At 51.8% G+C, this 23917-nt stretch carries 23 protein-coding genes; 8 read left to right on the forward strand and 15 right to left on the reverse strand.

Translation table 11 applies throughout. The features are described 5' to 3' along the window. Positions 1-58 precede the first annotated feature (58 nt). Positions 59-1816, reverse strand: a complete 1758-nt coding sequence (locus QEN31_RS23560) for an SgrR family transcriptional regulator (RefSeq protein ID WP_327258366.1) — start codon at positions 1814-1816, stop codon at positions 59-61. A 94-nt stretch (positions 1817-1910) separates the two neighbouring features. Here QEN31_RS23560 and QEN31_RS23565 point away from each other — a divergent pair, with 94 nt between their 5' ends. The 7 genes from QEN31_RS23565 to phoU all read left to right on the forward strand — a co-directional run bounded on the left by QEN31_RS23565 (position 1911) and on the right by phoU (position 8943). After that, entirely contained in the window at positions 1911-2729 is an 819-nt protein-coding gene (locus QEN31_RS23565) for a shikimate 5-dehydrogenase (RefSeq protein WP_000166709.1), read from the forward strand. Positions 2730-2777: 48 nt separating this feature from the next. Next, the gene (locus QEN31_RS23570; RefSeq protein WP_000162545.1) at positions 2778-4151 is read left to right on the forward strand and encodes a fructose-specific PTS transporter subunit EIIC; all 1374 of its coding nucleotides are present in this window, start codon (positions 2778-2780) and stop codon (positions 4149-4151) included. Positions 4152-4317: 166 nt separating this feature from the next. Continuing rightward, a complete protein-coding gene (gene pstS / locus QEN31_RS23575) occupies positions 4318-5358 on the forward strand; it encodes a phosphate ABC transporter substrate-binding protein PstS (protein WP_000867130.1) in 1041 nt (346 codons plus the stop codon). Positions 5359-5493: 135 nt separating this feature from the next. Next, positions 5494-6453: a phosphate ABC transporter permease PstC gene (gene pstC / locus QEN31_RS23580; protein WP_000741630.1), complete on the forward strand. Its 960-nt coding sequence runs from the start codon at positions 5494-5496 to the stop codon at positions 6451-6453. Beyond that, positions 6453-7343 carry a phosphate ABC transporter permease PstA gene (pstA, locus tag QEN31_RS23585; RefSeq protein ID WP_000212197.1) on the forward strand — a complete coding sequence of 297 codons (891 nt, stop codon included), beginning with the start codon at positions 6453-6455 and terminating at the stop codon, positions 7341-7343. Before pstC ends, pstA begins: the two co-directional genes overlap by 1 nt. Before the next feature lie 86 nt (positions 7344-7429). After that, positions 7430-8203, forward strand: coding sequence for a phosphate ABC transporter ATP-binding protein PstB (gene pstB, locus QEN31_RS23590; protein ID WP_000063118.1), 774 nt, complete (start codon positions 7430-7432; stop codon positions 8201-8203). A 14-nt stretch (positions 8204-8217) separates the two neighbouring features. Continuing rightward, positions 8218-8943, forward strand: coding sequence for a phosphate signaling complex protein PhoU (gene phoU, locus QEN31_RS23595; protein WP_000377800.1), 726 nt, complete (start codon positions 8218-8220; stop codon positions 8941-8943). Positions 8944-9037: 94 nt separating this feature from the next. Here phoU and yieH read toward each other — a convergent pair whose 3' ends face one another. After that, the gene (gene yieH, locus QEN31_RS23600; RefSeq protein WP_000078081.1) at positions 9038-9703 is read right to left on the reverse strand and encodes a 6-phosphogluconate phosphatase; all 666 of its coding nucleotides are present in this window, start codon (positions 9701-9703) and stop codon (positions 9038-9040) included. 168 nt (positions 9704-9871) lie between these two features. Here yieH and adeP point away from each other — a divergent pair, with 168 nt between their 5' ends. Continuing rightward, positions 9872-11209 carry an adenine permease AdeP gene (adeP, locus tag QEN31_RS23605; protein WP_001519317.1) on the forward strand — a complete coding sequence of 446 codons (1338 nt, stop codon included), beginning with the start codon at positions 9872-9874 and terminating at the stop codon, positions 11207-11209. A gap of 44 nt (positions 11210-11253) precedes the next feature. Here the strand turns inward: adeP and QEN31_RS23610 are convergent, their stop codons facing one another. From QEN31_RS23610 to QEN31_RS25505, 13 genes are all read right to left on the reverse strand, one after another. Further along, positions 11254-11838 carry an NADPH-dependent FMN reductase gene (locus tag QEN31_RS23610; RefSeq protein WP_001527038.1) on the reverse strand — a complete coding sequence of 195 codons (585 nt, stop codon included), beginning with the start codon at positions 11836-11838 and terminating at the stop codon, positions 11254-11256. Next, a complete protein-coding gene (locus tag QEN31_RS23615; RefSeq protein ID WP_000190678.1) occupies positions 11838-12593 on the reverse strand; it encodes a 4'-phosphopantetheinyl transferase family protein in 756 nt (251 codons plus the stop codon). The genes QEN31_RS23610 and QEN31_RS23615 overlap by 1 nt, the downstream gene beginning before the upstream one ends. 157 nt (positions 12594-12750) lie before the next feature. Next, entirely contained in the window at positions 12751-13710 is a 960-nt protein-coding gene (yidZ, locus tag QEN31_RS23620; protein ID WP_000749366.1) for an HTH-type transcriptional regulator YidZ, read from the reverse strand. Continuing rightward, positions 13679-14866 (reverse strand): MFS transporter, encoded by a 1188-nt coding sequence (locus QEN31_RS23625; RefSeq protein WP_099949742.1) that lies wholly within the window; start codon positions 14864-14866, stop codon positions 13679-13681. Before QEN31_RS23625 ends, yidZ begins: the two co-directional genes overlap by 32 nt. An 801-nt stretch (positions 14867-15667) precedes the next feature. After that, a complete protein-coding gene (locus QEN31_RS23630; protein WP_000353754.1) occupies positions 15668-16603 on the reverse strand; it encodes a retron St85 family RNA-directed DNA polymerase in 936 nt (311 codons plus the stop codon). Then, entirely contained in the window at positions 16603-17565 is a 963-nt protein-coding gene (locus QEN31_RS23635) for a retron St85 family effector protein (RefSeq protein ID WP_000461381.1), read from the reverse strand. Before QEN31_RS23635 ends, QEN31_RS23630 begins: the two co-directional genes overlap by 1 nt. Before the next feature lie 324 nt (positions 17566-17889). Beyond that, positions 17890-19110, reverse strand: a complete 1221-nt coding sequence (locus tag QEN31_RS23640; protein ID WP_074379275.1) for a tyrosine-type recombinase/integrase — start codon at positions 19108-19110, stop codon at positions 17890-17892. Positions 19111-19365: 255 nt separating this feature from the next. Then, the gene (gene mnmE / locus QEN31_RS23645; RefSeq protein WP_000019081.1) at positions 19366-20730 is read right to left on the reverse strand and encodes a tRNA uridine-5-carboxymethylaminomethyl(34) synthesis GTPase MnmE; all 1365 of its coding nucleotides are present in this window, start codon (positions 20728-20730) and stop codon (positions 19366-19368) included. Between the two features lie 140 nt (positions 20731-20870). Next, positions 20871-22517, reverse strand: a complete 1647-nt coding sequence (yidC, locus tag QEN31_RS23650; protein ID WP_000378278.1) for a membrane protein insertase YidC — start codon at positions 22515-22517, stop codon at positions 20871-20873. Between the two features lie 2 nt (positions 22518-22519). Further along, positions 22520-22777 carry a membrane protein insertion efficiency factor YidD gene (gene yidD / locus QEN31_RS23655; RefSeq protein ID WP_001307474.1) on the reverse strand — a complete coding sequence of 86 codons (258 nt, stop codon included), beginning with the start codon at positions 22775-22777 and terminating at the stop codon, positions 22520-22522. Then, positions 22741-23100 (reverse strand): ribonuclease P protein component, encoded by a 360-nt coding sequence (rnpA, locus tag QEN31_RS23660; RefSeq protein ID WP_000239725.1) that lies wholly within the window; start codon positions 23098-23100, stop codon positions 22741-22743. The genes yidD and rnpA overlap by 37 nt, the downstream gene beginning before the upstream one ends. A gap of 16 nt (positions 23101-23116) precedes the next feature. Beyond that, positions 23117-23257 carry a 50S ribosomal protein L34 gene (gene rpmH, locus QEN31_RS23665; protein WP_000831330.1) on the reverse strand — a complete coding sequence of 47 codons (141 nt, stop codon included), beginning with the start codon at positions 23255-23257 and terminating at the stop codon, positions 23117-23119. A gap of 228 nt (positions 23258-23485) precedes the next feature. After that, positions 23486-23578, reverse strand: coding sequence for a hypothetical protein (locus QEN31_RS25505; protein ID WP_418142141.1), 93 nt, complete (start codon positions 23576-23578; stop codon positions 23486-23488). Between the last annotated feature and the right edge of the window lie 339 nt (positions 23579-23917).

Below are 23917 nucleotides of genomic sequence, written 5' to 3' on the forward strand. Positions count from 1 at the left end.
AGCGACTAAGAGGTGCTACGCCTGCCTGCGCTACGGGCACCCGGTCACATTCTCTTCTTTAAGGCCCTGGCTCAATCCAGGTGGATCGGAAATCAAACCACCCCAGGTTATTCAGGTGGATCCCCCTGGCCCGGTCGTTGCTTTTGAGTCGCATCCAGTGGTGAAAAAGCGGCTGTAGCCAGCCTGAACGGGTGGTTTCCCTGACCAGTTGTTCCGCGCTGATGGTTTCGGCATGCCACTGGGTTTCCCATTGGGCCAGCAGCGCATCATCCCCACCACTGATGGCGTGGCGCAGTAAAGGGGAGCCCAGTAGCCATGTACCGACGTTCCACTCTTCGGGAATGGGGAAATTGACCGTCCCCAGCCAGAGATCCACATTGGCTTTGCCATTCGCCCAGTCATCATAATTCAGCTCAACGCCCTCAAGTAAAATGCCCTGCTGGCGCATGATCTCTTGCATGATATCCAGGAGCATTGGAAATTCAGGGTGCTGATCGTGATAGGCCAGACGCAGTTTTGCGTAGGGCGACGACGAGATAAAAGGTGAACAGGCCGGGCCCGCCTCAATAGTATGAAACCAGGAGGACAGCAGGCTGCCGCCCGGTACCCAGAAGGGGCGAATTGCCTCACTCAGATGCTGGAGTATGGCGTAAGGGCTGAGTGTTTCCCGTAGCCAGCGGCGATGTTCGGCGGTATGCCAGTGCGGGGAGCGGCTGTCGCATAATAAAAAATATCCTCCACGCTCAAGAAACATCTCGCGCAGGTTGTCAGAAGGTTTGCCTGATACCTGGCTAAGCCGTCCGGAAACGTAATCCTCATCGCTCAGGCTGGAGCTGAGCCAGGCTGCCGTGTCGTTATCCGACAGCGATTCCGCCAGGTTGTCTGTCTCCGTTAAATTCGGCCAGATAAAGACCTCCACTTCATCCAGCAGCCCGCGCAGACCGAAATAGTGGTCAAAGGCCTTCATTTGTAGATGAAAGCCATTGTTTTCCACCACCTCATAAGGGCCAGTCCCCACAGGATGTGCCGGGAAATCAGCGCGTTGTGTATGGTCAGGCGGTAGGATCATGGCATCAATATGGCTGAGCAGCAGCGGCAGTCGGTTATCCGGGTGCGCCAGCGTAATTTCAAGGCTCAGCGGCCCGGTGGCCTGAATGGTCTGCAAGTGCGAGAACAACGGCAGCTTAGCGCTGCGGGTCAGTGAAGCGATAACCGCGTCGATCGTCAGCTCCTGACCATCATGCCAGAGGACGGCGGGGCGCAGATAAAAACGCCAGCGCAGTGGATCAATCTGCCGCCAGTGGTGGGCAAGATCGGCTTCGACTTCACCTTTTTCCTCATTTATGCGCGTCAGGCCGCTAAAAATCTGCCTGACCAGATGCTGCTCAGAGCGACGCAACGGTATGCCGGGGCACAGCGACGGCATTGTCCGATAATAGGGGATGCACAGCCGCTGATAGTCTGCCCGCACGCTATAGCCCAGCTTTGAACGCAGCAGTTGCGCCACCTGGTGCTTATTTTTACCCAGCAGCTGAATGGCCTGATCAATATGACCAGACTCCAGTAACTGCTCCGCCTTTTCGCTTAACAGCTGTTCTGGTTTATAGCGCAGGTGAAGCCGGGCGCGATGCCCACGTCCGGCCTGTGATTGCCAGATGAGCCACTTTGCCTCCTGCATCTGAAGCAACAGATTACGCATATGCCGTCGGGTGCAGAACAACACATCCGCCAGCTCCTGTAATGTCACGCTAACAGGCTTGTCGCCATAGTGCTGGAGTAGCTTTAAGTATTTTTGTTCAGTGTGCCGGGTTGTCATAAAAGGTGAAATTTCCCGAACGGGAATGAGCAATTTTTAATATCCCCTTTTTAGCCGATGATTTTCTCTATCGCAACTTCTATGAGGATTCATCATGACAAAGCGCATTAATAAAGACACTCAGGTCTGCATGTCCCTGGCGGCACGCCCAAGTAACTTCGGTACACGCTTTCACAACTATCTGTACGAAGCGCTGGATCTCAATTATCTCTACAAAGCTTTTTCGCCGACCGATCTTACGCAGGCCATTAGCGGCGTGCGCGGGTTGGGGATCCGTGGATGCGCGATCTCTATGCCGTTTAAAGAAGCCTGCATTCCGCTGGTGGATGAACTGGATGCTTCCGCTCAGGCCATTCACTCAGTTAATACCATTGTGAATACCAATGGCCATCTGAAGGCGTACAACACCGATTACATTGCAATAGCTCGCTTGCTGGCGAATTACAAGGTCTCTCCCGACCTGGTGTTTGCTTTGCGTGGCAGCGGTGGTATGGCAAAGGCGGTGGCCTGCGCGCTGAAGGATGCGGGGTTTACCCGTGGTTATATTGTCGCGATTGATGAAGCGTCAGGTAAACAACTGGCCGAACTCTATGGCTATGAATGGCGCCCGGATACCGACGGTATTGAAGCTGATTTGTTAATTAACGCCACGCCTATCGGAATGGCTGGCGGTAATGATGCCGACAAACTTTCTTATTCCGAACAGGAAGTGGATAAGGCGAGCGTTATCTTTGATGTGGTGGCGCTACCGCCCGTCACGCCGCTAATCCGCTACGCCCGTGAACGCGGTAAAACCGTGATTACCGGTTCCGAAGTGTTTGCTATTCAGGCCGTGGAGCAATTTGTCCTTTATACCGGGATTCGCCCGGATGACGCGCTGTTCCAGAAAGCAGCGGCCTGGTCACGCCTGTAACATTTTTTCCCGCTTTTTCTTTAAATTAAAAGAACAGGGTACCCTACTATGACTAAAAAAATTGTTGCTGTGACGGCCTGTCCGACGGGCGTCGCCCATACCTTTATGGCGGCAGAAGCGTTGGAAATTGAAGCCCGCAAGCGTGGTGACTGGATCAAGGTTGAAACCCGCGGTTCCGTCGGGGCGAAGAACACGCTGACCGCGGAAGAGATAGCGCAGGCGGATGTGGTGATTATCGCGGCGGATATTGAGCTGGATCTGTCAGGCTTTGTTGGCAAAAGACTCTATCGCACCAGTACCGGCGCGGCGCTAAAAAAGAGTGCGCAGGAAATGGATAATGCTTTCAATAGCGCCGAGGTCTATCAGGGGAGTGCCGGGCGCTCTTCTTCAGCTGGTAAAACAGAGCTACCCGGCGTTTATAAGCATTTAATGACCGGCGTATCCCATATGCTTCCTTTGGTGGTGGCGGGAGGATTGTGTATCGCACTCTCTTTTGTCTTCGGTATCCAGGCCTTCAACGAGCCGGGCACGCTGGCGGCTGCGTTATTTCAAATCGGTGGTAAGGCGGCCTTTGCGCTGATGGTGCCGGTACTGGCTGGGTTTATTGCCTTCTCAATTGCCGATCGTCCGGGTCTGGCCCCGGGGCTTATTGGCGGGATGTTGGCCAGCCTGTGCGGCGCCGGTTTCCTGGGAGGGATTGTGGCCGGTTTTCTGGCCGGTTACAGCGTACGGTTTCTGGCGCAAAATATTAAGCTACCAGCGTCAATGGAAGCGCTTAAGCCTGTGCTGGTTCTGCCGCTACTGTCTACGCTGATTACCGGCCTAATCATGATTTACGTGGTGGGTGGCCCGGTGTCTGCGGTGATGGAAGGGCTGACGACGTTCCTGGGGAATATGACCTCTACGAATGCTATCTTGCTGGGAATGTTGCTGGGCGCAATGCAAGGTTTTGACCTTGGTGGGCCGGTGAATAAAGCTGCGTATACCTTCGGCGTCGGTTTACTGGCTTCTCATTCCTATATGCCGATGGCGGCCATTATGGCGGCAGGGATGGTACCGGCATTAGGAATGGGCGTCGCAACCTGGGCGGCCAGAGCGAAATTCAATGCCGCTGAGCATGAAGCGGGTAATGCATCTTTTATTCTGGGGCTGTGCTTTATCTCTGAAGGGGCGATTCCCTTCGCCGCGCGTGACCCGATGCGCGTCATCCCTTCCACGATGGTCGGTGGCGCAATCGCCGGGGGACTGTCCATGTATTTCGGTTGTACACTGATGGCGCCACACGGTGGCCTCTTTGTCCTGGCGATCCCGCATGCGGTAGAACATGTGATGCAATATCTGCTCTCGATTGCCCTGGGCACGATTGTCTGCGGCCTGATGTACGCGCTGTTGAAACCGTCTGCGGTTGCGCAAACAGTCTAATTCATCTCCCCCTGCAGGCTGGTCTGGTGTCTCCCCGGGCCAGCTTTTTTTATTTCCATTGTCATCAAACCGTCATAATCAAGACATATAACTGTCATCAATTTGTCCTATTTTGCTCATCGTAGCAACTCAAACAACGATTTACCGAAACCGTGCAGGAGACATTATGAAAGTTATGCGTACCACTGTCGCAACTGTTGTCGCCGCGACCTTATCGATGAGCGCGTTCTCTGCCTTTGCAGCAGCAAGCCTGACAGGTGCCGGTGCAACGTTTCCTGCGCCGGTGTATGCCAAATGGGCGGATACCTACCAGAAAGAAACCGGTAACAAAGTCAATTACCAGGGGATAGGCTCTTCCGGCGGCGTGAAACAAATCACCGCGAATACCGTTGATTTTGGCGCTTCCGATGCGCCGCTGTCTGACGAAAAACTGAATCAGGAAGGCCTGTTCCAGTTCCCGACGGTGATCGGCGGCGTGGTGCTGGCGGTGAATATTCCAGGCCTCAAATCCGGCGAACTGGTGCTGGATGGTAAAACGCTGGGTGACATCTACCTCGGTAAAATCAAGAAGTGGGATGATGAAGCCATCACCAAACTGAACCCAGGCGTGAAGCTGCCTTCTCAGAACATCGCTGTGGTGCGTCGCGCTGACGGTTCCGGTACCTCCTTCGTGTTCACCAGTTACCTGGCGAAAGTCAACGACGAGTGGAAATCGAAAGTGGGCGCGGGTTCTACCGTGAACTGGCCAACCGGTCTGGGCGGTAAAGGTAACGACGGCATCGCGGCATTTGTACAGCGTCTGCCAGGCGCTATCGGCTACGTTGAATACGCTTACGCCAAGCAGAACAACCTGGCCTACACCAAATTGGTTTCTGCCGACGGCAAACCGGTAAGCCCGACGGAAGAGAGCTTCTCTAATGCGGCGAAAGGCGCAGACTGGAGCAAAACCTTCGCGCAGGATCTGACCAACCAGAAAGGTGACGATGTGTGGCCAATCACTTCCACCACGTTTATCCTGGTCCACAAAGCGCAGAAGAAACCTGAGCAGGGTGCTGAAGTGTTGAAGTTCTTCGACTGGGCCTACAAAAATGGCGCTAAGCAGGCGAATGATCTGGACTACGCCAGCCTGCCGGATAACGTTGTTGAGCAGGTTCGTGCTGCATGGAAGACCAGTATAAAAGACAGCAACGGTAAGGCGCTGTATTAATTAACGAATTGGCGGATGGCGCTACGCTTATCCGCCCTACGGTTTCGACCGCAGGCCCACGTTGTAGGCCGGATAAGCGTAGCGCCATCCGGCAGGGGCAACGTCGTAAAATGCGTTTAATGGAAAGAGTAATTTATGGCTGCAACCAAGCCTGCTTTTAACCCGCCGGGTAAAAAAGGCGACATGATTTTCAGCGCGCTGGTAAAACTGGCTGCGCTGATTGTGCTATTGATGTTGGGCGGTATTATCGTCTCATTGATCATCTCCTCCTGGCCAAGTATTCAGAAATTTGGTTTCTCATTTCTTTGGACTAAGGAATGGGACGCGCCAAACGATATCTACGGCGCTCTGGTGCCCATTTATGGCACGCTGGTGACCTCCTTTATCGCACTGCTGATCGCCGTTCCGGTCAGTTTCGGCATTGCCCTGTTTTTAACCGAGCTGGCGCCAGGCTGGCTAAAGCGTCCGCTCGGCATCGCCATTGAACTGCTGGCGGCAATTCCCAGTATCGTGTACGGCATGTGGGGGCTGTTTATCTTCGCGCCGCTGTTTGCGACGTACTTCCAGGAGCCGGTCGGCAATATTCTTTCCAACATTCCGTTTGTCGGCGCGCTGTTCTCCGGCCCGGCCTTTGGTATCGGCATTCTGGCGGCGGGCGTCATCCTCGCCATCATGATCATCCCCTACATTGCGGCGGTTATGCGCGACGTCTTCGAGCAAACACCGGTAATGATGAAAGAGTCCGCTTACGGTATCGGCTGTACTACCTGGGAAGTTATCTGGCGCATCGTGCTACCGTTCACCAAAAATGGCGTGATCGGCGGCATTATGCTGGGGCTGGGCCGTGCTCTGGGTGAAACGATGGCGGTCACTTTTATCATCGGCAACACTTACCAGCTCGACAGCGCGTCGCTGTATATGCCGGGCAACAGCATCACTTCCGCGCTGGCGAACGAATTCGCTGAGGCGGAATCGGGCCTGCACGTGGCAGCGTTGATGGAGCTGGGGCTGATCCTGTTTGTGATCACCTTTATCGTCCTGGCGGCGTCTAAGTTCATGATTATGCGTCTGGCGAAGAACGAGGGAGCACGTTAATGGCTACGCTTGATATGCAGAACACCGCGCAGCTCGCGGAATCCCGTCGCAAGATGCAGGCGCGTCGCCGCATGAAGAACCGTATCGCACTAACGCTCTCAATGGCGACGATGGCATTTGGCCTGTTCTGGCTGATCTGGATTTTGATGTCCACCATCACGCGTGGTATCGACGGGATGTCGCTGGCGCTGTTTACCGAAATGACGCCGCCGCCGAACACGGCGGGCGGCGGGCTGGCGAACGCCCTGGCGGGGAGTGGATTATTGATTCTCTGGGCTACCGTATTGGGTACGCCGCTGGGGATTATGGCCGGGATCTATCTGGCGGAATATGGCCGTAAATCCTGGCTGGCGGAAATCATTCGCTTTATTAACGACATTCTGCTTTCCGCGCCGTCAATTGTTGTGGGGCTGTTTGTTTACACCATCGTGGTGGCGCAGATGCAGCACTTCTCCGGCTGGGCAGGGGTGATTGCGCTGGCGCTGTTGCAGGTACCGATCGTTATCCGTACCACTGAAAACATGCTCAAATTGGTGCCGGATAGCCTGCGTGAAGCCGCTTATGCGCTGGGTACGCCGAAGTGGAAGATGATTTCCGCGATTACGCTGAAAGCCTCTATCTCCGGCATTATGACCGGTATCCTGCTGGCTATTGCGCGTATTGCCGGCGAAACGGCGCCATTGTTGTTTACCGCGCTCTCCAACCAGTTCTGGAGCACCGACATGATGCAGCCGATCGCCAACCTGCCGGTGACCATTTTTAAATTCGCGATGAGCCCGTTTGCCGAATGGCAACAATTAGCCTGGGCGGGCGTGCTGATTATTACCCTGTGCGTACTGCTGCTGAATATTCTGGCGCGTGTTGTTTTCGCGAAGAAAAAACACGGTTAAAGACATTGTAGGCCTGATAAGCGTAGCGCCATCAGGCATTATTTTACGGCGTGGCGGATGCGGCGCTGGATGAGGAAAAGAGTGAAATGAGTATGGTTGAAACTGCCCCGAGTAAGATTCAGGTTCGTGATTTGAACTTCTACTACGGCAAATTCCATGCCCTGAAGAACATTAATCTGGATATCGCGAAGAATCAGGTAACGGCATTTATCGGGCCATCCGGCTGCGGTAAATCAACGCTACTGCGTACCTTCAATAAAATGTATTCGCTTTATCCGGAGCAGCGCGCGGAAGGTGAAATTCTGCTGGATGGCGACAATATTCTCACCAACACCCAGGATATCGCGCTGCTGCGCGCAAAAGTGGGGATGGTATTCCAGAAGCCGACGCCGTTCCCGATGTCCATCTATGACAATATCGCCTTTGGCGTGCGTCTGTTTGAGAAGCTGTCTCGCGCCGATATGGACGAGCGCGTGCAGTGGGCGTTGACCAAAGCCGCATTATGGAACGAAACCAAAGATAAATTGCACCAGAGCGGGTACTCTCTCTCCGGTGGTCAGCAGCAGCGTCTGTGCATTGCGCGCGGTATCGCCATTCGCCCGGAAGTGCTGCTGCTGGATGAGCCATGTTCAGCTCTGGACCCGATCTCTACCGGGCGTATTGAAGAGCTGATCACCGAGCTGAAACAGGATTACACCGTGGTGATCGTGACCCACAACATGCAGCAGGCGGCACGTTGCTCCGATCATACGGCGTTTATGTACCTGGGCGAGTTGATTGAGTTCAGCAACACGGACGATCTGTTCACCAAGCCCGCGAAGAAACAAACAGAAGACTATATCACCGGTCGTTACGGTTAATTCAGGAGTGCGTAATGGACAGTCTGAACCTTAATAAACATATTTCCGGCCAGTTCAACGCCGAACTGGAAAGCATCCGCACTCAGGTAATGACCATGGGCGGCATGGTGGAGCAGCAGCTTTCTGACGCTATCACCGCCATGCACAACCAGGACAGCGAGCTGGCGAAGCGCGTGGTAGAAGGCGATCATCAGGTTAATATGATGGAAGTCGCCATCGATGAAGCCTGCGTGCGTATTATCGCCAAGCGCCAGCCGACGGCGAGCGATCTGCGTCTGGTGATGGCGATTATCAAAACCATCGCCGAACTGGAGCGCATTGGCGACGTGGCGGATAAAATCTGCCGTACCGCGCTGGAGAAATTCTCCCAGCAGCATCAGCCGCTGCTGGTGAGTCTGGAGTCACTGGGCCGCCACACCGTGCAGATGCTACACGACGTGCTGGATGCGTTCGCGCGCATGGATCTCGACGAAGCGGTGCGTATCTACCGTGAAGACAAGAAAGTTGACCAGGAGTACGAAGGTATCGTGCGTCAGCTGATGACCTACATGATGGAAGACTCGCGCACCATTCCCAGCGTGCTGACCGCGTTATTCTGCGCGCGCTCTATCGAGCGTATCGGTGACCGTTGCCAGAATATCTGCGAATACATCTTCTACTTCGTGAAGGGGCAGGATTTCCGTCACGTCGGCGGCGATGAGCTGGATAAGCTGCTGGCGGGGAAAGATCCGAAAGAGTAAATCTCATTCTTTTGCCCGGTGGCGCTGCGCTTACCGGGCCTACAGGTACAGATGCTGTAGGCCGGATAAGCGTTAGCGCCACCGGGCATTTCAGTTAACGCGTAATCTCCCACCCGCGCGCTTTCCACAATCCCGGCAACTGCGCCAAATCGGTAAACGTCGTCACGTTAGGGTGATCGATCGGTTTGTTATGCGGATCGGCGCAGAAATAAAATACTTCCATTCCCGCCGCAATTCCTGACTGCGCGCCTGCGCTGGAATCATCCACCAGAATACACTTCTCAACATTGACCTTCATGGCGTTCGCCGCATGGAGCATCAGCGCCGGATCGGGCTTCCAGCGTTGAATATCGTAACCGCTAAACAGCAAATCGGGAAAATGATGCAACATGCCCAGTTTACCCAGCGAATGCTGCATCTTACTGACCGGCCCGTTGGATACCACGCACATGGGCGTCTTAATGCTCTCCAGCAGGGTATTTGCGCCCGCGATCGCTTCCAGTTCGGTATCGAACAGGCGCGCCACTTCCGCGCGGTACACGGGTTCCAGCTCCGCCTTTGCCAGCGCAACGCCATGCTCTTTACTGATGGTATCGATAATTTCGTAGAGCTTTACGCCTTTAAAGCGTCTGAATACTTCCGTGAGCTCAAGCGTAATGCCGAACTGCCGGAACATAGTGACATAGGCGCGCGAGCAAATCACTTCACTGTCGACCAGCGTGCCGTCACAGTCAAAAAACACTGCTTCGATTTGGGACATGTCATTTCCATTTTAACAAGTTTAACGTTTACGTAATGCTGAATGAGGGGACGCAATCGTTGCCGTACTAACAAATTGAGTGAAAAAAATTACCACACAACTGCGCCAGGTGTCGCATTTTGGTATAGGATAACGGCGAATTTTCCCTCCTTTCTCCGGAAATTGATAATGAGTCAACAACACACCACCCAGGCTTCTGGTCAGGGTATGCTGGAACGCGTGTTTAAACTGCGCGAACATGGCACGACGGCACGAACCGAAGTGATCGCCGGTTTTACCACTTTCCTGACGATGGTTTATATCGTTTTTGTTAACCCGCAAATTCTGGGCGTAGCTGGCATGGACACCAGCGCCGTCTTTGTGACCACCTGTCTGATTGCGGCCTTTGGCAGTATTCTGATGGGCCTGTTCGCTAACTTGCCGGTGGCGCTGGCGCCCGCGATGGGGCTGAATGCGTTCTTTGCCTTCGTGGTTGTGCAGGCAATGGGACTGCCGTGGCAGGTAGGCATGGGCGCCATTTTCTGGGGCGCTGTTGGTCTTTTATTGCTGACTATCTTCCGCGTGCGTTACTGGATGATCGCCAACATTCCGGTCAGCCTGCGCGTGGGCATCACCAGCGGCATCGGCCTGTTTATCGGCATGATGGGGCTGAAAAACGCCGGCGTGATCGTCGCTAACCCGGAAACGCTGGTCAGCATCGGCAACCTGACCTCGCACAGCGTGCTGCTGGGGGTTCTCGGATTCTTTATTATTGCGATTCTCGCTTCGCGCAACATTCATGCGGCGGTGCTGGTGTCCATCATCGTCACGACGCTGCTTGGCTGGATGATGGGTGATGTACACTACAACGGTATTGTCTCCGCGCCACCAAGCGTCACCAGCGTGGTAGGGCATGTCGATTTGGCAGGCTCGTTCAATCTTGGCCTGGCGGGGGTTATTTTCTCCTTCATGCTGGTAAACCTGTTTGACTCCTCCGGTACGCTGATTGGCGTGACCGATAAAGCCGGCCTGGCGGATGAGAAAGGCAAATTCCCGCGCATGAAGCAGGCGCTGTTTGTTGATAGTATCTCTTCTGTCACTGGCGCATTTGTCGGAACGTCTTCTGTGACCGCTTATATTGAGTCCTCTTCCGGCGTTTCGGTGGGCGGTCGCACCGGTTTGACGGCGGTGGTGGTCGGTATTTTGTTCCTGCTGGTTATCTTCCTGTCGCCGCTGGCGGGCATGGTGCCGCCTTACGCGGCGGCGGGCGCGCTGATTTACGTCGGCGTGCTGATGACCTCCAGCCTGGCGCGGGTAAACTGGCAGGATTTAACCGAATCGGTCCCGGCGTTTATTACGGCGGTAATGATGCCGTTTAGCTTCTCGATCACCGAAGGTATCGCGCTGGGCTTTATCTCTTACTGCGTGATGAAAATCGGTACCGGTCGCCTGCGCGACCTTAGCCCGTGCGTAGTGATTGTCGCGCTGTTATTTGTGCTGAAGATTGTGTTTATTGACGCACACTGATGAAATGAACCCTCGCCCCATCGGGGGGAGGGTTTTTAACGAACTTACGCTTTAACGCGCTGAATAAACTCGCCAAATGCGGTCAACTGACCGGTCAAATGATCTAACGTTCCCTGATCCACCACTTCTCCAGTCTGCGGGTCGACTTTATTCTGAATCACGCCGCCCATAAACTCCGGTTTGTTCATCACCATCGCATCAAGGAACACCAGAATCTGGCGCAGATGATACTGGCAGCGCGCGCCGCCAATCGCCCCCATTGAACTGGTCTGGATAAGAACGGGCTTACCCGCCAGCGGCTGCTCAGGCAGACGGGATAGCCAGTCGATGGCATTCTTCAGGCCGCCGGGAACGGAATAGTTATATTCCGGCGTCACAATGACGACGCCGTCGGCGTTGCGAATCTGCTCCGCCAGCGCCTCTACGCTGGCTGGAAATCCCTCTTCCTGCTGGATATCGGCGTCATACAGCGGAATATCCCCGATCGAAGGCAGCGGCGATACCGTCATTCCTGCCGGCGCGACTTTAGGCAGCGTACGCGCCACCATCCCGTTAAAGGAACCTTTGCGTAAACTTCCCAGCAGTGTAACCACATTCAGCGTTTCAGACATACGTGCCCCTTTTTTCATTATGAACGATTAAGCGTATACGATTTGGCGGCGGGGAGTTGGGCGAATCGCATCAGACGACCGGTTGGCTCATTGGCGCGCGTCTGGATATCGGGCAGGCTTTTCCAGCCCAGTTTGCCATCGAACTCCCACACTTTTAATTTTTCTATCGCTGGCGTAACGGTTACGGACCATACCAGCACATCTTCCGCATCGCACACGGCTTCAAGCTGCGTGACATGCGCGCACTTCAGGCGTCCGGCAACGGGTAAAAGTTGCAGCTCCCGCGGATCGTCATTCATGACATCGCCGGTGAGTTTTAACACGCTCTGGCGCAATGTGATGAGTTGCGCTCGCGCTTCGTTGGGATCGTTTTGATTGGCTACCCATAAGTTTTCATTACGGGAGAAAGGGTGGCGTTCGAGCGAATGCGGATGGTGAAAGCCGCGGGAGGTGCGCTGTAATTCCATATCCAGCCCGCACTCTCCTTCGGTGGTCAACGCCACGCCAACCATATTTCCGGCATAGGAGATAGAAAAGCCTGGCAGATTTTTGTCACGAAACGCGGGTTTACCTTTCGCCTGAATAATGATTTCCGGCAGCTCGCTAATTCCGTACAGCATAAACATCAGTTCGGCAAGAAGGCCTCTGGAGGCGAGAAAACGCGTTCGTCGGTGAGCAGGCAGGTTTCTGGCTTCAATATGGCAAGACGAAGAGAGACGAATTGAAACCAACTGTCCCTCCGTAAGTATCCCTCTGGCAAAGTGAGTCGCCATTTTTCGCTCCGTGATTAATGGGCCGTGATAATGACGAGAGTAACATTAACGTAAATTATGGACAGGTTTTACGCGCTAAAAATTCAATTTCAGAAGGTTCTTTAATCAGATGGTGACATTTCTGGTAAGAGGAAGGTTAATTTATCAACGCAGGTGGTCAGATAAGGCGACGGCAGAGCGTGTTGATAGCCTGTCGTAGCCACACAATCTTGGGATTATGACTATTACGTTTGTGCCATAATAGGGTAAACGGCACCATCAGCTTTTCCCGCTGTTGCGCATCAAAAGGCAGGGGGCGCGCCACTAACGGTAGCTGGTGGAGCTGATTGTAGTGCTGGCAATAGCGCGGCGCGGTTGCTATCAGGGTGTGACCCGGCTGGGCGGCCATAAAGAGCGACTGCTCGAACCCCGGCAGGCTCAACGCGATATGGCGTTTGCGTCCCATTTCTTGCAGGACATCGTCCAGCGCCCAGGTATCGCTTTGCTCCCAGCAAATACTGATATGTGGGTAGCGCAGAAAAGTGTCCAGATCCCACGCTTCGCGCAGCGCCGGATGATCTTCCCGCAGCCAGACCCACGGTAAATCGCTAAACAGTACCTCAAAATCAATCGCGAGCGGTAACAGACTGAGCAATTCTCGCGAGCGGGGATGGCTTTCGCGTCCGGTAAATCCGATATCGACTTCCCCACGCGTAATCGCCTCCAGCGAGTCATAATCCCAGTTGCGAACCTTAATGGTAGCCTGCGGATAGCGCTGATAAATCTGCTGCGACAGTGAATTAAACATAATCATCATCAGCGGCGACTCTGCTGCCAACTCAAATTTTAAACCGCGCGGCGTTTGATGATGCGGTTTATCAAGCAGTTGATTCCCCATCTGCATCCAGTCCGCCAGACTTTGCTCCATACTGACCATCAGCGGCGTCGGCGCCAGGCCCAGCGGCGTATTGACGAACAGCGGATCGTCAAACCATGCCCGGAGTTTCGCCAGCGATTTGCTGACCGCTGAGGGCGTTACGTTCATCCGTTTTGCAGCTTTAGTGACGCTGCGCTCCTGCATGAGTAACTGTAGGCATAACAGCAAATTAAGGTCGAGATTGGTAAGGGATTTCTTCATGCTCGGCTACGGACCTGTTGGGCGTGACGGAGAAGATCAGCAGAATACTCACTATGCTACAACCAATCAGAATCCCGATCAGCATATTCATCGCGCTGATACCGAGTATTGCCGCCAGCCAAATCCACAGTGATGAACCGCAAACCTGCGCGATACCGAGCGTGGAACTGGCCACTCCGGCGCGCAGCGAAAACGGCCCCAGCGCCTGGCTCATCGCGACGCCAAAACCAACCGAGAATCCGGCGCAGATAAGCGTCAGGCCAAAGAGTGTGACGGTATTGGTATGAGCAAGGCTTAACGTCACGCCAGCCGTCAAAAACAGCCCCTGTGAGACGAACATTAAGGTTCGCGGCTTAAATAACCCAAGCGCAAAAGGGGTGGAAAAAGAGACGACCATACTGACGCCTGCGGTGAGCGCCATGGTAATGGCATAGTCGCCACGGCTAAATCCCATCACCTCCATCAGCAGCACTGGAGAGGCATTGACAAAGGTCAGGATCACCGACACGCTAAGGGTGGTGATCGCCAGTCGACTAACGAAAAAACGGTTAATCAGCGACTCGGCGGCGGGCGACGATCGTGATAAATCGCGTGGAGCCAGCCTTACCGGGCGCGTCTCGCGCAGGATAAACAGTGATAACAGGCCCACAATAATGCCCATCGCGGACATCGTATAGAACAGACTTTGCCAGGGGAAACGAAGCATAATCAAATGCCCCACCACCGGGGCGAGTACCGGCACAATACAGGTAATCCCATTCAATAATGACAGCACTTTCGCCCGGCGATGCTCGTCGAGCGTGTCGCGCAGAATGGCGAACGCCACCACATAGCAGCCGCCTGCGCCTACTCCCTGAAGAAAACGCCCACTCAGAAATAGCGAGCCTTCCGACGCCCGTGAACAAAGCAGTGAGGCCATCATAAAGACGAGCGCGCCGACGATCGCGACCGGCTTGCGGCCTGACTGGTCGGCTATCTTCCCGGCAAACAGCATGGCCGTCGCCATTCCGGCCAGGTAAACGGAGAAGGCGATATGCAACTGCGCCTCGCTGGCGTTCAGATCGGCGGCTATACGCGGTAAACCGACCAGATACATATCAATACCGGCAGGATAGAGTAAAACCAGGGCAAAACTACACAGTAGAAAACGTTTCATAGCGGCCTCACGAAAAGTGTGGCGCTAAGAATACGGGGCGATGTTGCGCGAGACGAGTTGCCATTTGGACAACAGTGATTTCCTATGAGGCAATGAGATATCACCCCGGCAGTGACGTAAGCCGGATGGCGTCAGCCGTCACCCGACACCAATACAGAAACTGGAAAATCTAGATAATTCGTTGATATATAATCTATAATTTGCCTTGAAAACATGGCTATGGGCACATTAAAGGACACAAAAACCAAGTAGCTGGTGAAACTGTAAATAGACCCGTTTTAGTTCCATGCATTTTTTGAGATCCCGGCCAGATTGACCCTGGTAAGTGAATTTCTGACATCTGTTTGAGTGTCAGCCAGTTTGTTGCAGTGGATTTGCAGGCAGTAGCCGGGTTGAAGCTGATCTGCGCGCTGGCGTCACTTTCACTCTCTTACGCTCTTAAAAGTGACGCCGCGTTTTGCACATTCAGCAGGAAGTACGGACGGAAAGCCTTCGGCAATGCCGTCCGACTTATCTACAGCGTTCTGTCTGCCGCTACGCTTGCAACAGGGTAGCGATAAAGGGTGTGGTCACCTGTATCGAGACAGGAGGTCAGTTTCAGGCCACGCTTCGTTCCCTGGTTGACCGGGGGCGTAGGGAAGCTGTGGGGAATTGTTTATGGGATTTGAAAAATTTATTTTTCTGGAAAATCTATGATTAAGTTAGGCCAAGCGTATAATGTAATACGCTTAGGAAAACTTATTCCAAGTTGTTCTGGGCATAATCAACAAAACACTGGTGTCTATAAAAGTGCAGCAGAAATTATTTGTCTTTTTGTTTTTGTAATTTATAAATATTATCAGATCCATATTTAATGACCATGCTTTTATAAAACGAAGGCTCAATATTTTTAGCAAATGCAAGTAGCCCGACTAATTTATTGCATTCGTCAGTAGATAATTTCCCATTTATAAAATGATGGATCATGGCAGAGATTTTTCTTTTCCTTTCTCTACCTATGGATAATTTGTTATCGTTTGTTAGAGTTATACCAGTAACGTGACGGTTATGTCCTTTTGAAGAAAACACTGTTTTTTCATGATTGATTCTAATCCTACCTAAAGAATATTTAGGCAGTACGTTTTCAAGCATGTCAGGTATATCAAACAAAACATCTTTATTATTTGTTGAAAAGGTTAAATCATCAGCATAACGAGTATAGTTAACGCCTATTTTAGAGCATATCTCTTGAACCTCAATATCCCAAAAGTACATCACAAAATTTGATATTAAAGGTGAGCTTGGTGCTCCAATACTTAATCTTAAATTACTATTTCTCTTGGATTTGAAGAATAATATATTCTCAAGTAGTACTTTATCATCTGCAGTTAAATCAATATTTGCAAGTCGTAACTTTGAGAAAAATAGACGTGGTGTTATGCTAGGGAAAAAATTCTCAAAATCCATCTTCAACAAGTATTTTGTATGAAGATGAACTTGAGCGTTGGTCTTAATGCTACTGCCCTTTTTATATGCAAATGCGCATTCATGAACGGGTAATTTATCGGTTAAATACTCAGTAATTTCACGTTGTATAAATTTTAGTTCTTTCGAAGGATGAGCAATAGTTCTCTTCTTATCTGAGTTTCTTTTTGCAATTTTATATATTTTATAGCGATAAGGTGCCGTCAATGAAAAGGAAATGATTTCACTTTTCTTGGTTAATAGTAAATCTGAAATATGCTGTAATATGTCCATTAATTAATCTCCTCAGCCATTTCTTTTTTTGCTATTATTTGACGCAGCGCTGTAATTCTTCGTTTTGATAATGGATCGGTTAATGTTACAAAAGATTGTCTAACCTTCATTTTTAATTGTTGATTATCTATGAGTTTATTATCTTTAGTTTTACCAAATTTTACCCATTTGCGCTCTTTTAATGGAAAGTAATATTTGTTTGAGCTATATGATAAAACGTCTATAAAACCAACTTTCTGAAGTAAATAAATTGATCTGTTAATAATTTTTGTTGAAATATTAATCCCTAATGAGTTTAGGGCTGATTCTATTTCACTAAGTTGTATTGGGGCGCAAAGAGATATAATTTCAGTAATTAGAAGTGCTATATGTCCAGAATTATCCTTACTGAATTGTTCTGTTTTTGGGATTGATGAAAGTTTTTCTTTTATATTTACACATAAATCATCAAGAAAATCATTATCGTATTTTAAGACTTCAGGATCCGGCCAAGGATAGATTACAACAGAGGATGAGACTTTCTTCTTAATATACTCTAGTGGGCCTAAATAAATGAATGAGTCCTCACCGTATACTTCTTCCGCTGAAGCAACAATCAGTATTTTTTTAAATAGTTCTGATTTGTTGCAAAATATACCTAACTCAACTAATGATCCTGGGCTTTCTAAAAAAATGATAATAAGAGATGAAATACTGGCTATATCATCTTCAAACACCAGAAGGTCCGGATAGGCATTCTCTTTAAAATAATCCTTGAATGTCTCAGCTAGAATGAAATGTTCGTGAAGTTCAGAGGCATTTTTTGCTGTGTAAGTGAGTAGTCTATCCCTAAAACTGGGGGGAATTGGTGCACGTACATCGACTTTGCCACCACACACGAAAAGGAGACGATGAGATATATCAACATTGAAGTTACTTATGTCTAACAATTCAAATTGTTTTTTAATAGTTTCTTCAAACATTGATTTAAACGTTATGTATTTTTGATTTGTCTTCCGTTGATGAAAAAAACGAGCAATGTTTTTTGCTCGTTTTTTACTCTTTACTAGAGGAGGCGCTAGAAAGTTTTCTACCGATCCTAGAGACTTCTAGGATCGGTAGAAAACTTTCTAGCGCAACCCTAAAAGTACTCAATAAGTTAGTGTCTGGCGAAACGCTCGACAAGGCTATAAATCAAAGCCTAACGCTAAAGAGTGATGTTATTATGGTTGAGAAGTGCATCTTTTTCAACCGGTTAGATAGTATATTCTAATCAGAAACTATTATTGTTATATTTTCCATATTATTCATACGGTTACATTGTAAGACTTCCCGAATTGTCCAATGATAACCTTCCTTCCAGTCTCAATCTGCGCATCAACAAAATCAGCCCAAGACTGAAGCATCTCCCGGCGCTGATTCAGGTACTCCGCACGGTTGTAGACACCGTGAACGCCGCCGATCTTATGCGCCAGGTATTTCTCTATCCAATCCGAGTTGTAGCCCTGCTCATGTAGCAATGTGCTGGCAGTACGCCGGAAGTCATGAATAACAAAATCCCTGACGTTCAGATCCAGCGTACGCACCGCACAGTTCAGCGTTGTTTTGGAGATCGGACGTCGGTAGCCGTGTCGGCTGGGGAAGACGTAAGGGGAATCTCCGGCCAGAAATTTTAGCTCTTCGAACATCGCCAGCGCCTGCTTTGACAGCGGAACAATATGTGGATTATCCATCTTCATTCTTTCGCCGGGGATACGCCATTCCAGCGCGTTGAAGTTAACTTCACTCCATGTTGCTTCAATCAATTCCGATTTACGCACCATGCAGATGATCAGCAGGTGCAGGGCCAGCTTGTGGCGTCGGTTCATATTAGAGGTGTATATCCCCCGTAGCAGGATGCCGATCTCTTCTGCTGTTAGCGCCACGTCGCGGCTTGTTGCTTGTGCGATATAACGGGCCTCGATAGCGGCTGCCGGGTTGTTGAATATGATTCCCCTGGAAATCGCATAGGCCAGCATGCGTTTAAGCACGTTTCGCGTCAGTAGCGCGACGTGATCCGAACCTCGTTGCTTGATACGGTCGAGCACGACCTGAATGTGGGCAGTTGTGAGTTCTTCGAGTTCCAGCTTCCCGATGATGGGAATGATGTCCTTCTCGATAACGCGAGTGATGTTGCGCGGATCGCGGTTACTTTTTTCAACGATATCGGTCAGCCAGCGTTTGGCGAATGTTTTGACTGTCGTTGGGTCTTTCTGTTTAAGCTTTTCTTCCTGCTTTTTCTGCGCGGGATTGATGCCATGGGCAACCAGTGAGCGGCACTTTTCACGCCAGAGCCGCGCTTCTGCAAGTGAGAAAGCTGGGTATTCGCCCAGCGTGATCTGTTGCGATTTGTTGTCAAAGCGGTAGCGGAAACGCCAGATTTTTCGTCCGGTGGGAAGAACTTCAATCACCAACCCGTCATGATCGGCAAGTTGCCAGGGGCGGTTTCTGGGAGCAAGTGTGCGTAATTTGGTATCTGAAAGTGCCATATCTCACCTCTATAGTGTGTCCATGAGAAGGGATATTTGAGCGTTTTTTATACCGTTTTTGGTGTTCATTTGATGTAATTTTTAGATCAAAAAGTAAACAATGGTACACGAGGGATTTAAAGATGGGGACAATTCAGGACACAAAAATCGCGGATGAACCCGCACGACTATGGACGAGTATGGAAAGTAAAAACCCGCATTAACAGGCAGTTAATGCGGGTTAGTGAACGTTCACGGACGAGGATGGACTAAAACTTACTTACCAATACAGAAGCTGGAGAAAATCCGTCCCAGCAGGTCGTCGGAGGTAAACTCGCCGGTAATCTCGCTTAAGCTTTGCTGCGCCAGGCGCAACTCTTCCGCCAGCAGTTCCCCCGCCCATGCGCCTAATAGCTGCGCTTTGCCCTGCTCAAGGTGTTCAGCGGCTTCCGCCAGCGCCTGTAGGTGACGGCGACGGGCCAGGAAGCCGCCTTCCATATTGGTATCAAACCCCATGCTTTGCTTGAGGTGGTTACGCAACACGTCGACGCCTTCGCCGGTACGCGCCGAGAGGCGAACCAGTGAGTGACCGTTTACTTCACTAATACCCAGCGTTTCGCCGGTGATATCCGCCTTGTTACGTACCACGGTAATCGGTAGATTTTTGGGCAGACGGGCGATAAAGTCCGGCCAGATGTCGGCAGGGTCAACGGCGTCCGTCGTGGTGCCATCCACCATAAACAGCACGCGATCGGCCTGTTCAATCTCCTGCCAGGCGCGTTCGATGCCGATACGCTCAACTTCGTCGCTGGCGTCGCGCAGTCCGGCGGTATCGATGATATGCAGCGGCATCCCGTCGATGTGAATATGCTCGCGCAACACGTCGCGCGTGGTGCCGGCGATATCGGTAACAATGGCCGCTTCACGGCCTGCCAGCGCATTCAGCAGGCTGGATTTCCCGGCATTCGGGCGTCCGGCAATCACTACCTTCATCCCTTCGCGCAGCAGGCTGCCCTGGCGCGCTTCGGTGCGCACGGCGTCAAGATCGGCGATGACACCATTGAGCTGCGCTTCGATTTTGCCGTCAGAGAGAAAGTCGATCTCCTCATCCGGAAAATCGATAGCCGCTTCGACGTAGATTCGCAGGTGAGTAAGTGCTTCCACAAGGTGGTTAACGCGGGCGGAAAATGCCCCCTGTAACGAGTTTAGCGCCGAACGCGCCGCCTGTTCGGAACTGGCATCGATCAGGTCGGCAATGGCTTCCGCCTGGGCTAAATCGAGCTTATCGTTGAGGAACGCTCGCTCGGAGAACTCGCCCGGTCGGGCAATGCGCACGCCTGGAAGCGTCAGGATACGTTTTAACAGCAGGTCCAGAATCACCGGACCGCCGTGCCCTTGTAGCTCCAGCACATCTTCACCGGTGAAGGAGTTCGGGCCGGGGAACCACAGCGCAATACCCTGATCCAGCGCGCTGCCGTCAACGTCTTTAAACGGCAGGTAGTCGGCATAGCGCGGCTTCGGCAGCTTGCCCAGCACCTCTTGCGCAACGTCACGCGCTTTCAGACCAGAGATACGCAGGATACCCACGCCACCGCGTCCCGGTGGGGTTGCCTGGGCGACGATAGTGTCGTTATGGCTCATGGTTAGTCTCAACTTTGTTGCAATAAAAAAGGCGGTCATATGACCGCCTTTTGATTGTAGGCCTGATAAGCGTTAGCGCCATCAGGCTGACCGGCGCGCCTTGCCGGATGGCGGCTTCGCCTTATCCGGCCTACACCGAATCAGGATTTTTTCTTCTCGCGGCTATGCAGGCCACGCTTCTCCAGACCACGGTAGATCAGCTGCTGCTGAATGATGGTGACCAGGTTGCTGACGATATAGTACAGCACCAGACCTGACGGGAACCACAGGAAGAACACCGTAAAGATGACCGGCATAAAGGTCATGATCTTCTGCTGCATCGGGTCGGTCACGGTGGTCGGCGACATCTTCTGAATGAAGAACATCGTTACGCCCATCAGGATCGGCAGAATGTAGTACGGGTCCTGTGCGGACAGGTCATGAATCCACAGCGCGAACGGAGCATGACGCAGTTCAATGGAACCCATCAGCATGTAGTACAACGCCAGGAAGATAGGCATCTGGATGATCAGCGGGAAGCAGCCGCCCAGCGGGTTAACCTTCTCCGCTTTGTACAGGGCCATCATCTCCTGGCTTTGGCGCTGTTTATCATCGCCAAGACGTTCGCGCATCGCCTGAATTTTCGGCTGCAGCATACGCATCTTCGCCATTGACGTGTACTGCGCTTTAGTCAGCGGGTACATGATACCGCGAACGATAAAGGTAATGATGATAATGGAGAAGCCCCAGTTGCCCACAAAGCTGTGGATCCACTTCAGCAACTTGAACAGCGGCTGAGAGATGAACCACAACCAGCCGTAGTCCACGGTCAAATCCAGGTGCGGTGCAACAGCCGCCATTTTATCCTGAATTTCCGGGCCGACCCACAGGGTGCTGGTCATCGCGCCAGTCTGGCCTGGCTGTACCAGTACCGGCTGCGCTTTATAGCCGATAGCGACAATGCCGTTGCCCAGATTGGCGGTGTAGAAATTGTTGGTGCCGTCGTTACGCGGAATCCATGCGGTAGCGAAATACTGCTGCAACATTGCCACCCAACCGCCTTTGGAGCTGACGTTGAGGTTTTCGTTATCGGCAATGGTGTCGAATTTGTATTTCTCATACTTCTCATCCGGCGTGGAGTACGCTGCGCCGCGGAACGTATGCAGCGCAAAGTTGCTGCTGCCGGTGTCGCGATGAGGAGGCAGGTTGACGGATTGTTTTAACTGACCAAAGGTGGAGACTTCCAGCGGTTTTTCGCCGGTGTTCTGCACGCTATAGTTCACGTTAACCGCATAATCGCCACGCTTAAAGACAAACGTTTTGGTAAACGTGTTGCCTGCGGCGTCAGTATAAGTCATCGGAACCTGCAGTTCGTTCTGACCGTCGGCCAGTACAAACGCATCTTTCTCGACGTTGTACAGCGGACGCGGGCCGTTCGCCGGGTTATCCGGGCCGTCGCGGCCTGTCAGGCCGCTTTGCGCCTGATAGATAAACTGCGGGGTGGTTTCCAGCAGCTGGAACGGTTCGTTGGAACCCAGTTCTTTCGGGTAAGCCGGGAGCAAGGCCTGCTCGACATCACCACCACGGGTGTTGATAGTCAAATCAAGCACATCGGTTTTCACCGTAATCATTTTCCCCTGGCCACTGGCTGGTACGCCCTGGTCGGCGGCGCTACCCGCTGCGGTGGTCGTTGTCTGCGTGGTCTGTTGAGTCTGAGGTTGCGGATTTTTATCCTGCTCCCAGGCTTGCCAGATCATGAAAGACACGAACAGCAAAGCGATGACTAAAAGATTGCGTTGCGAATCCATCGTTAGTGTTCTCTGGTATCAAATGGTCCGGGCGGGACGGGATCGTCACCACCAGGGTGTAAAGGGTGGCATTTTAATACGCGTTTCACCGTCAACCAACTGCCTTTTATCACTCCAAACCTGCGCAATGCCTCAATTCCGTAGCTTGAGCACGTTGGCGTGAAACGACAATGCGGCCCAAGCAGCGGACTGATCAGGCGTTGATAGACCCGAATAAGGGCTATCAGGACCCGCGAGCCAGGCGACAGTGGCGGCGCCATAATTTTTCCAACGCTTCCGAGAGAGCACGGTTATCGAGGTCGGCAACCCCTTTTTTCGCCACCACCACGAAATCCATTGCAGGAAGTTCATGCTGGCGCAGACGGAAGCTTTCACGCGTCAGACGTTTAATCCGGTTGCGTTCATGCGCACGTCGAACATTTTTCTTGGCGACGGTAAGACCGATACGGGGATGCCCCAGCGAATTCAGGCGGCCGAGGATGGTGATTTGCGGCGTGCCAGCCCGTTGAGGTTGCTGGAAGACGAATGTGAAATGAGCGGGAGTTAACAAACGTAACTCCCTGGGAAATGCGAGCTTAACCACTCAGGGGTTAGCTTTATTACTTGGAAACGGTCAGACGAGCGCGGCCTTTAGCACGACGACGTGCCAGAACCTGACGACCATTTTTAGTAGCCATACGAGCACGGAAGCCGTGAGAACGGTTGCGCTTCAGTACAGACGGTTGAAAAGTGCGTTTCATGGCGATTTCTACCTAAACTTGAATAAATTCACTGACTTTTGCGTATACCCGAACAAACTTTGAACGACTTACGCCACAGTGTGGGTGATTAAAGAGGCCGGATTGTAATAATTGTACACTCCGGAGTCAATTCTCTTTCCTTATTTTCCCGCGATTTTCCACGCCTTTTTGTGCGGAAAATAAGCAGCGTTGACGCCATATGACGGGCATTGCGCGACGGGTGGAGAATTATACGGACTGCCAGGTAAAGCGCAAGGATCGCCCTGGATCTTTATGCGATCTTTTAGGCGTCTGCTCACCTTTACCTATTAATTTTTTCAATATGCGCGCGAAAGCGTACAGGAGTTCCCCAGGATCGATTACACTTATCCTTTCCTGGAAAGTCCTGTGGATAAATCGGGAAGAATCTGTGAGAAACAGAAGATCTCTTGCTCAGTTTAGGCTATGATCCGCGGTCCTGATCGTTTCAAACGATCCTGGTCAGGCATGAACACGAAATCTTTCAGACTGCGTGAAGTCGCGATCGTTTGAAAGATCCGTGAAAACCGCAGACAGCGGTTCGTGCGTCACCCTTCATGCAGGGTCTTATCGACGTGCGCCAACAATCATTAATGTATCAGCCTTTGTCATTTATCGACTTTTGTTCGAGTGGAGTCCGCC

Origin of the sequence: Salmonella sp. SA15303 (genome assembly GCF_029962125.1) — a bacterium.
In the GTDB taxonomy this organism is placed as follows: domain Bacteria; phylum Pseudomonadota; class Gammaproteobacteria; order Enterobacterales; family Enterobacteriaceae; genus Salmonella; species Salmonella enterica.